Source organism: Pseudomonas sp. TE12234 (genome assembly GCF_054061835.1).
Map to the genome: position 1 here is coordinate 19269 of NZ_JBSSEP010000033.1, position 9694 is coordinate 28962.

Consider the following 9694-nt stretch of genomic DNA (forward strand, 5'->3'; position numbering starts at 1 on the left):
TCAGTCGACATGAATGTTGAATGACACACCGCCTTCTTGAGCAAGCCCGCTACCACCTTGGGTTGCAGTGCCTTCAGACCCGCACGTTACGCCCCGGCAGGGTCGAACGCTGGCTGTTTTCCCAGTTCTCGACCAGCCCCACCGGCACATCCGACGCCGGCAGCATCTTGCGTCCGCGCACCAGGTCCGACGCCCGTTCGGCGAGCATGATGGTCGGCGCGTTGAGGTTGCCGTTCGGTTCGGTCGGGAACACCGAGGAGTCGATCACCCGCAGCCCGGCGATGCCATGCACGCGCAACTCGGAGTCCACCACGGCCATGTCGTCTTCACCCATGCGGCACGAACCGCAAGGGTGATAGGTGCTCTCCAGGTTGTCCCGCACGAACGCATCAAGGTCTTCATCGCTGGTCAGGTGCGCGCCGGGGGCGATTTCGCCATCGCGGAAGCGGTCCATGGCTTTCTGGCCGATGATCTCGCGGGTCAGGCGGATGCAGCGGCGGAAACCTTCGCGGTCCTCTTCGCGCTCCAGGTAGTTGAAACGGATTTCCGGATGCTCGTAAGGGTCGGCGGAGCGCACGCGCACGTAGCCGCGGCTCTTCGGTTTGTTCGGCCCGGTCAACACCATGAAACCGTGGCCCTTGATCGGCTTGTTGCCGTCGTAACGCATGGCCGCCGGCAGAAAGTGGAACTGAATGTCCGGCCAGCGCAAACCCTTGTCGGAGCGGATGAAACCACCAGCCTCGAAGTGGTTGGTGGCCCCCAGGCCATCCTTGAACAGCAGCCAGCGCAAACCGATCATCAATTTGCTCAACGGGTCCATCTTGCTGTTGAGCGTCACCGGTTCCTTGCAGCCGAACTGGATGTACACCTCGGCGTGATCCTGCAGGTTCTCCCCTACCCCCGGCAGGTCATGACGCACATTGATCCCGGCCTTGCGCAGGACCTCGGCCGGGCCGATGCCGGAGCGTTGCAGCAGGTGCGGCGAGCCGATGGGCCCGGACGAAATCAGCACTTCCTTGTTGCAATAGACCTGGTGGGTCTGGCCACCATGGTCATAGATGATGCCCACGGCGCGCTTGCCTTCGAGAATGACCTGGCGGGTCATCGCGTGGGTGATCACCGTCAGGTTCGAACGGTCCATGGCCGGGCGCAGATAGGCGTTGGCGGTGGAACAGCGCACACCGTTTTTCACAGTCATGTGCATGGCGCCGAAACCTTCCTGCATGTAGCCGTTGCAGTCATCGGTCTTGATGTAGCCCGCTTCTGCGCCGGCTTCGACCCAGGCCCCGTACAGCGGGTTTTTCATGTGGTTGCCGTTGGTGGTGTGCAACGGTCCGGTTTGCCCGCGATAGCTGTCACCGCCGGACTCGTAGCTCTCGGCGCGCTTGAAGTACGGCAGGCAGTTTTTATAGCCCCACCCCTGGGCGCCGAGGGATTCCCACTCGTCGAAGTCATAGGCATGACCGCGGATGTACACCAGGCCGTTGATCGACGACGAGCCCCCCAGCACCTTGCCCCGTGGGCAGTGAATGCGACGGCCGTTGAGGTAGGTTTCCGGCTCGGTTTCGTAGCGCCAGTTGTACTTCCTGGTGTTCATCGGGATCGAGAACGCACTGGGCATCTGGATCACTACACTCTTGTCGCTGCCACCGAATTCCAGGACCAGCACCGAGGTGGCCGGGTCTTCGCTCAGGCGGTTGGCCAACACACAACCTGCCGAGCCTGCGCCGATGATGATGTAGTCGTATTTTTGCGTAGCCATGATTTATCTCCGGACCGTCGATTCGTTGAAAACGGGCTTCGACGGCTTGGTCAATTTGTCGCCAGTGGTGAATTGCGGGGACGTTTTCTCGATGTGCTGGATGACCGCTTCTTCGCGCTTGAGATCGATCGAGCGGCTCAGCCAGTAGTAGGCCACCCCCGATACGATCAGCCCGACCAGCCAGGCGATGTCGATGCTGCCCAGGGCCTTGGCGAGTGGGCCGACATACACTTCGCGCTGTTCGACGCCGTCGAATATGTAGAAGAACGGAATCATCGAGACGAAGCCGATGGCGTACGCGGCGATGCCACGCAGGCCCCAGCTGCCGTAGATGTTGCCGTGGGGCATGAAGAAGTGCGGGATGGCGTAGCGGCCCTTGCGCACGAAGAAGTAGTCGGTGAGGTTGACCGAGGTCCAGGGCACCAGGAAGTACAGCATCACCACCAGGTAGATGCCGAGCACCGACAGGCCTTTACCGGAACTCTGGATGCTCAGGGCCACGCCCAGTTGCAACAGGATCACGAAGGCGATGGCCAGGATCCGCGCCTTGCGGGTCGGTTCGATATGCTTGATCGAGTCGACGCAGGTCAGGGTGGTCAGCTTGGCGCTGTAGATGTTCATCGCGATCACCGGCAGGAAGGCCAGAATGGTGATCACCACGACCGCCGTGCCCATCAGCGGCGACACGGTATTGCCGACTTGCCCGAGGGCCACCAGCACGTCAGTGGAGTGCAGGTGATCGGCCAGCCAGCCACCCACGGAAATCATCCAGGCACCGGACAACGAAGCGCCCAGGAACACCACCGCGATCAGCTTGCCGCTGGAGGTGTTCTTCGGCAGGTAACGCGAGTAGTCCGATACGTACGGGGCGTAAGCGATGTTGTAGCTCGCCGCGGCCGCAAATTGCGCGATGAAACCGGTCCAGTTGAAACCCAACGGTGCCGGGGCCACTTCTCCGGCGCCGAGCGCCGGCAACGCCGCATCCGGCACCCAGCCCATCAGCACCGCCAGGGTCACCAGACCGTACAGCGGCAACGACAGGTACAGCGCCCATTTGAAGCTGCGGTGCATCCAGTCATGACCGAGGATCGCCAGCACCGCCGCCGGTATTGTCACCGCCACTGCAATCGCGGCGGGGTTGAAGCCGAATAGCGTGTGCAGTCCCTGCATCATCAGCACGAGGTTGACGATGTTGAAGCCGGCGAACACGAACAGTGTCGCCAACAGCACCAGAATCACCCCGCGATAACCGAACTGCGCGCGGGACTGGATCATCTGTGGCAGACCCAGGTGTGGGCCCTGGGATCCATGAAAGGCCATGAACAGCGTGCCGAACATGATGCCCAGCGTACCGGCCAGTGTGGTCCAGAGCGCGGTAAGGCCGACGCTTGGGCCGACGAAGCCGATGGTCATGGTGAAAAAGGTGAAGTTACCGAGAAACCAGAACGGGCCCTGGCTCGACAGTTTGTCGGTGCGCTCGTTTTCGGGGATGAAGTCAATCGAATGGCTTTCGACGACGATTTTGTCATCGAGGACCGACACGCTCGGGGCGGACTTGGCGTTTGTGTTCATGATGGACTCTTATTGTTGGAAGATCATGACGAAAAAACCGCATTTTTTTCGGGTCCTGTGGCGAGGGAGCTTGCTCCCTCGCCACAGGTGTCCCCTTTGCCTGCCTGGCATTGTCCTTGGTGCCCGGCAGGCAGGAATGACTCAGGGCAGCGTGATCCACACCGCCTTGGTCTCGAGCAGGTAGTCCAGCTGCTCGGCGCCCAGGTCCTTGCCGAACCCGGACTGCTTGTAGCCGCCGAACGGCATCGACGGGTCGAGGGTGCCGTGGGCGTTGACGTAGACCGAGCCTGCCTTCAGACGCGGAATCAGGCTGTGCACCTTGCCCAGGTCATTGGAATACAGGGCCGCCGCCAGGCCATAGGGCGAGTCATTGGCCAGTGCCAGTGCCTGTTCCTCATCGTCGAAGGGTGCGGTGACCAGCACCGGACCGAAAATCTCCTCCTGGACGATGCGCATGTCGTTGCGGCAATGGGCGAATATGGTTGGCTCGACGAAGAAGCCAGGGCCCTCGACCGGCTGGCCGCCATAGACCAGTTGGGCACCCTCTTGCTTGCCGGTTTCGATGTACTCGGTCACGCGCTGCTTTTGCAGGGCCGAGACCAGCGGGCCGATGAAGCAGTCCGGGTCCATCCCCGGCGCGATCTTCAGGGTGCGGGTATAGGCGATCAACTCGCGCAGGAATTGGTCATAGACACTGCTGTGAATATAGGCCCGTGTGCCCGCGTCGCATACCTGTCCCGAGTTGAAAAACACGCCGTTGGCGACCGCCTGCGCCGCCGCCGGAATGTCGGCGTCGGCGAACACGATGACCGGTGATTTGCCACCCAGTTCCAGGGTCAGGCGCTTCATGTCGTCCAGCGCGGCGCGACCCACGGTACGGCCGACCGGGGTCGAGCCGGTGAAAGTCAGTTTGTCGATGCCAGGGTGGGTGGCCATGGCCGCGCCGACCACGCTGCCGCGCCCGGTGACGATGTTGATCACCCCGTCCGGGATGCCCGCTTCCTGGACCAGTTCGGCAAAGCGCAGGGCCGACAGCGAAGTCAGCTCAGCCGGTTTGACTACCACGGTGCAACCGGTGGCCAGGGCCGCGCCAAGCTTCCAGGCCATGGTTTGCAGCGGGAAGTTCCACGGCACGATGGCACCGACCACGCCCACCGCTTCCTTGCGGGTGTAGGCCAGGTAATTGCCCGGCAGCGACGGCTCGACGGTACGCCCGTGCAGCTTGGTGGCCCAGCCGGCGAAGTAGCGCAGGGTATCGACGGTGCCCTGGATATCGACGTCCCTGGCGAAGGCGACCGACTTGCCCATGTCGATCGATTCGATTTCCGCCAGCTCGGCGGCGTTCTGTTCGATCAGGTCGGCCAGGCGTTGCATCATCCGCTCGCGTTCGGCCGGTTTGGCCTGGCGCCAGGCACCGCCGTCGAACTGGGCGCGGGCGGCTTGCACGGCACGGTCCAGATCAGCGGTGGTGCCCATGGGAATGCGCGTGATCAGGCCTTCGGTGGACGGCTCGATGACTTCGGACGTCTGGCCATCGCTGGCCTCGACCCAGGCGCCGCCGATGAACATTTTCTGGACCTTGCCAAGGAAGGTCTGGGTGGCCTCGGAGACGCCGAATTTTTGCAGGTAACTTTTGACGATCGTGTCCATTTTTATTCTCTCGGCCCGGCAGTCGGGTCCTGCCGGGTTTGCTGGTTTCGATATCAGGCTGGGGTGGCTTCGCTCTGGGCCGCACGCACCTTGCCCCGCTCGTGGAAGATGAAACCGATGCTGTTGAGCAGCAGTTGCGCGGCGAGGATCGAGGTCATGCCGGTCGGGTCGTACACTGGTGCAACCTCCACCAGGTCCATGCCGACGATGTTGCCTTTGCTGCGCTTGGCCAGGGCCTGGATGATTTCCAGCACTTCGTAGTAGAGGAAGCCGCCGTGGCTCGGGGTCCCGGTGCCGGGGGCGATGGACGGGTCGAAACCGTCGATGTCGATGGTGATGTAGTAGTTGATGTTCTGCGGGATCAGCGCCAGCACACCTTCGACGCCGAGGCGGCGCACATCGCGCACCGAAAGGATTTTCGAACCGGCTTCGTGGGCCGCTTCGTAGTCGTCGCGGTTGGACGACGAGACGTTGCGGATGCCCATCTGGGTCATGCCGACGATGTGGTTCATTTCCGATGCGCGGCGCAGCGGGTTGCCGTGGCCGTAACGCACGCCGTGGCGCTCGTCGACGAAATCCAGGTGCGCATCGAAGTGGATGATGTGGATCGGGCCACGGCCTTCGAAGGCCTTGATGACCGGGGCGTGCACCGAATGATCGCCACCGAGCACCACCGGCATGACACCGGCATCGAGAATCTTGCGCACGGCGTATTCGGTGTTCTTGTTGCTGGTTTCCATATCGGTGTGGACGATGTCGGCATCACCGACGTCGACCATCCGCACGTCGGCGGCGGTCAGGTACATCACGTCGTCTTCGTGGTCGTAGGCACCGGCATGGCCGAAGGAAAACAGCGTCGATGCCTCACGAATCCCGCGTGGTCCGAAGCGTGCGCCGGAGCGCCACTGGGTGCCCATGTCATTGGGCACGCCGAGCACCGCGACGTCGGCATCCAGGGCATCCCAGTCGGTGCACACCGGGGACTTGCCAAAGGTGCAATGACCCACGAATGGCAGGTTCAGGCGACCGGATTCATAACCATTGTTCGACATTTCTAGCCTCTCCACTTCTTGTTATCGGCCTGGCGGACTGCAAGGCGACCGCCGTTGGAGTGACTATGGGCGCAGCTTTTCGTGGAAAAAATGCTAAACATCAGATACTCATATCGGCATTGCCGATGCATCCACACGCGGGAGGTCCCAGGTGATTCAACTGCACGATGTCGACCTGAAGTTACTCAGGGTCTTTGCCACCATTGTCCGCTGCGGCGGGTTTTCCGCTGCGCAGGCGGCGTTGAACGCCGGCCAGTCGACCATCAGCGAACAGATGACCCATCTGGAAACCCGGCTTGGGGTCAAACTCTGCCAGCGCGGGCGCAGCGGCTTTCGCCTGACCGAGCAAGGCGTGGCGATTCATGAAGCCACCCAGCGCCTGCTCTCGGCGGTGGAAAATTTCTGCATGGACGCCGACGTGCTCAAGCAGCACATCAGCGGCAAGCTCAACCTGGGGATCATCGACACCACCATCACCGACCCCGACTCGCCGATCCCGCGCACCACCCAGCGCTTCGTCTCCCGTGGCCACGATGTGCACCTGAACGTGTACGTCGGCACCCCCGCCGAACTGGAAGAGCGCGTGCTCGACGGGCGACTGCACCTGGCCATCGGGCACTTCCCGATCTACGTGCCGGGCCTGCTGCATTCGCCGCTGTACCAGGAAGCGCTGGGGCTGTATTGCGGGCGCCGGCATCCGCTGTTTGGCAGCAAGGCCGAGGGTGACGAACTGCTCGAAGAGATTGCCGCCAGCCGCATCGTCGTGCGCGGCTACATGCAGCAATACGACCTGGAACACCTGGGCGTCAGCAAGGCTGCGGCGACCGTGGACAACATCGAGGCCCTGGCGATCCTGATCATCTCCGGTGCTTACCTGGGCTTTCTGCCGGCGCATTTTGCCGCGCAGTGGATCAAGACCGGCGAGATGCACCAACTGGCACCCGCCAGTTTGCAGCTGATGTCGCCGTTCGACGTGATCACCCGTCGCGGTACGGCGCCACCGCCGATCCTGCAGGCGTTTCTCGAAGACCTGGCGGCCTGTTCCCGCCAAACGCCAGCACCCGAGAAGCATTGACGGCTCGCCAAATTCAAACGGCGCCCGCCATACTCATCGACGCAACGTTTCGCTTCATCACCGGTCAAGGCCACCTATGCGCATCCACGTCACCTTCATCGACCGCGTCGGCATCACCCAGGAAGTCCTGGCCCTGCTGGGCGGTCGCAGCTTCAACCTCGACGCCGTGGAAATGGTGCCGCCGAACGTCTACATCGATGCCCCGACCCTCGGCGCCGAAGTGCTGGAGGAGTTGCGCGAAGCCCTCTTCGGCGTGCGTGGCGTGCAAGCGGTGACCCTGGTCGACATCCTTCCGGGACAACGCCGGCGCCTGCAACTGGATGCCTTGCTCGCCGCCAGTTCCGACCCGGTGCTGGCGGTGGATGATCGCGGTCATGTGCTGCTGGCCAACCCGGCCTTGATCGCCTTGTGCGGTCGCGAGCCGGCCGGTGAATCCCTGGGCACGCTGTTCGATGATCCCGACTTGCAACCGACGCTGATCGCCCACGGCTTTCGTCTGCCCATGCGCGAAGTCAGCCTCGGCGGCCACACCTTGCTGCTCGACGCCATGCCGATCACCGATGCCGGCGCCCTGCTCACCCTCTATCAACCGAACCGCATCGGCGAACGCCTGTCGGCGCTGCACCACGATCACGCCGAAGGCTTCGATGCGCTGCTGGGCGAATCGCCGCCGATCCGTGCGCTGAAAGCCCGGGCCCAGCGGGTCGCGGCCCTCGATGCGCCGCTGCTGATCCAGGGCGAAACCGGCACTGGCAAGGAACTGGTGGCCCGCGCCTGCCACGCCATCAGCGGTCGTCGCGACAAGCCGTTCCTGGCCCTCAATTGCGCGGCACTGCCGGAGAGCCTGGCCGAAAGCGAGCTGTTCGGCTACGCCCCCGGCGCCTTCACCGGTGCCCAACGGGGCGGCAAACTCGGGCTGCTGGAGCTGGCCGATCAGGGCACGGTGTTCCTCGACGAAGTGGGGGAAATGTCGCCGTACCTGCAGGCCAAGTTATTGCGCTTTTTGAGCGATGGTTGCTTCCGCCGCGTGGGCGGTGATCGCGAGGTCAAAGTCAACGTGCGGATCCTCAGCGCGACCCACCGCGACCTGGAAAAAATGGTCAGCGAAGGGCACTTTCGCGAAGACCTGTTCTACCGCCTCAACGTGCTCAACCTGCAAGTGCCGCCGCTGCGCGAACGCGGCCATGACATCCTGCTGATGGCCCAGCACTTCATGCAGCAAGCGTGCGCGCAGATCCAGCGGCCGGTCTGCCGCCTGGCGCCGAGCACCTTTCCCGCCCTGCTCGGCAACCGCTGGCCGGGCAATGTGCGGCAACTGCAAAACGTGATCTTCCGCGCGGCGGCGATTTGCGAAAACCCCTTGGTCGACCTCGACGACCTCGACATTGCCAGGACCGCTGTGGAGCGCCGGAACGATGGCGAGGTGGGCAGCCTGGAAGAGGCTGTCGAAGGTTTTGAAAAGGACCTGCTTGAGCAGTTGTATCGCAGCTATCCGTCCAGTCGATTGCTCGCGGCACGCTTGCAAACCTCCCACAGCGCCATCGCCGTTCGCTTGCGCAAGTACGGGATTCCCAACAAGGCCTGACAGCCGGTTTCAGCAACACTGAAAATCCCTGTGGGAGCGGGCTTGCCCGCGATGAGGCCATGTCAGTCACCATTTTCGTTACCTGACACACCGCAATCGCTGCGATGCGGCGACCCGACAAGCCCGCTCCCATAGGGTTCGAGTGCCGCCCAACAATGTATGCAAATCGATACGGCGTATCGAATCCAAGACAAAACCACCTCAACCCGTCTGGCCCGGACTCCGCCCCCTGTTGCTGGCTTGCCTGTATTGATTTCAATACACGAGCAAACCGCAAAACAGCCAAATCCATCATCAAGCCATTGATTTATAACAATAAATAAACATTGGCACCGCCCTTGCTATGACTCCTTCAGCCACGCTCGCCACCCAACCGAGCCTGCCCATCGTCATTCGCCACTTGTAGCGAATGAGTCAGAACAATGAGGAGTAGATATGAGCGAATTGCGTTTTACCGTCGACCACGAATGGCTGCGCACCGAAGCTGACGGCACGGTGACCGTTGGCATCACGGCGTTTGCCCAACAGGCACTGGGGGATGTGGTGTTTGTCCAGGTGCCTGAACTGGGCGGCTTCGACGCCGGGACTGAAGTGTCAGTGCTGGAGTCAGTGAAGGCCGCGAGCAGCATCGGCATGCCGCTGGACGGTGAGGTGGTGGAAGTGAATTCGGCGCTCGACGCTAACCCTGAGCTGGTCAACGAAGATCCGCTGGGCGAAGGCTGGTTCTTCCGCTTCCAGCCTGCTGACGCGTCGGCGATCTCCCGCTTGCTCGATCAAGCCGCTTACGAACGCCTGATCCAAGACCAGACCGACGCGTGAGGATTCAGTATGACCACCCTCCTCGACACCCGTAACGAATTCATCGCCCGCCACATCGGCCCCCGCGCCGGCGACGAGCAAGCGATGCTCAACAGCCTCGGCTTCGATTCCCTCGAAGCCCTGAGCGCCAGCGTGATTCCCGACAGCATCAAGGGCACCAGCGTGCTGGGCCTGGAAGA

General features: G+C 62.5%; 8 protein-coding genes. 4 read left to right on the top strand and 4 right to left on the bottom strand.

Annotated elements, in window-relative coordinates; genetic code table 11:
• Window positions 1-73: 73 nt before the first annotated feature.
• From betA to speB, 4 genes are all read right to left on the bottom strand, one after another.
• Window positions 74-1762, bottom strand: coding sequence for a choline dehydrogenase (betA, locus tag ACVWYU_RS29795; protein WP_457374413.1), 1689 nt, complete (start codon window positions 1760-1762; stop codon window positions 74-76).
• A gap of 3 nt (window positions 1763-1765) precedes the next feature.
• Window positions 1766-3334, bottom strand: coding sequence for a purine-cytosine permease family protein (locus ACVWYU_RS29800; protein WP_248915235.1), 1569 nt, complete (start codon window positions 3332-3334; stop codon window positions 1766-1768).
• A 141-nt stretch (window positions 3335-3475) separates the two neighbouring features.
• Window positions 3476-4984: an aldehyde dehydrogenase family protein gene (locus ACVWYU_RS29805; protein WP_457374414.1), complete on the bottom strand. Its 1509-nt coding sequence runs from the start codon at window positions 4982-4984 to the stop codon at window positions 3476-3478.
• A 53-nt stretch (window positions 4985-5037) separates the two neighbouring features.
• Entirely contained in the window at window positions 5038-6036 is a 999-nt protein-coding gene (speB, locus tag ACVWYU_RS29810; RefSeq protein ID WP_090323432.1) for an agmatinase, read from the bottom strand.
• Window positions 6037-6187: 151 nt separating this feature from the next.
• Between speB and ACVWYU_RS29815 the strand changes: the two genes are divergently transcribed.
• From ACVWYU_RS29815 to ACVWYU_RS29830, 4 genes are all read left to right on the top strand, one after another.
• Entirely contained in the window at window positions 6188-7111 is a 924-nt protein-coding gene (locus ACVWYU_RS29815; RefSeq protein ID WP_090323434.1) for a LysR family transcriptional regulator, read from the top strand.
• 76 nt (window positions 7112-7187) lie between these two features.
• Window positions 7188-8696: a sigma-54-dependent transcriptional regulator gene (locus ACVWYU_RS29820; RefSeq protein ID WP_090323435.1), complete on the top strand. Its 1509-nt coding sequence runs from the start codon at window positions 7188-7190 to the stop codon at window positions 8694-8696.
• Window positions 8697-9131: 435 nt separating this feature from the next.
• Window positions 9132-9515, top strand: coding sequence for a glycine cleavage system protein GcvH (gene gcvH, locus ACVWYU_RS29825; protein WP_090323437.1), 384 nt, complete (start codon window positions 9132-9134; stop codon window positions 9513-9515).
• 9 nt (window positions 9516-9524) lie between these two features.
• Window positions 9525-9694 (top strand): hypothetical protein (locus ACVWYU_RS29830; protein WP_457374416.1); only part of this gene is annotated, 170 nt, incomplete at its 3' end.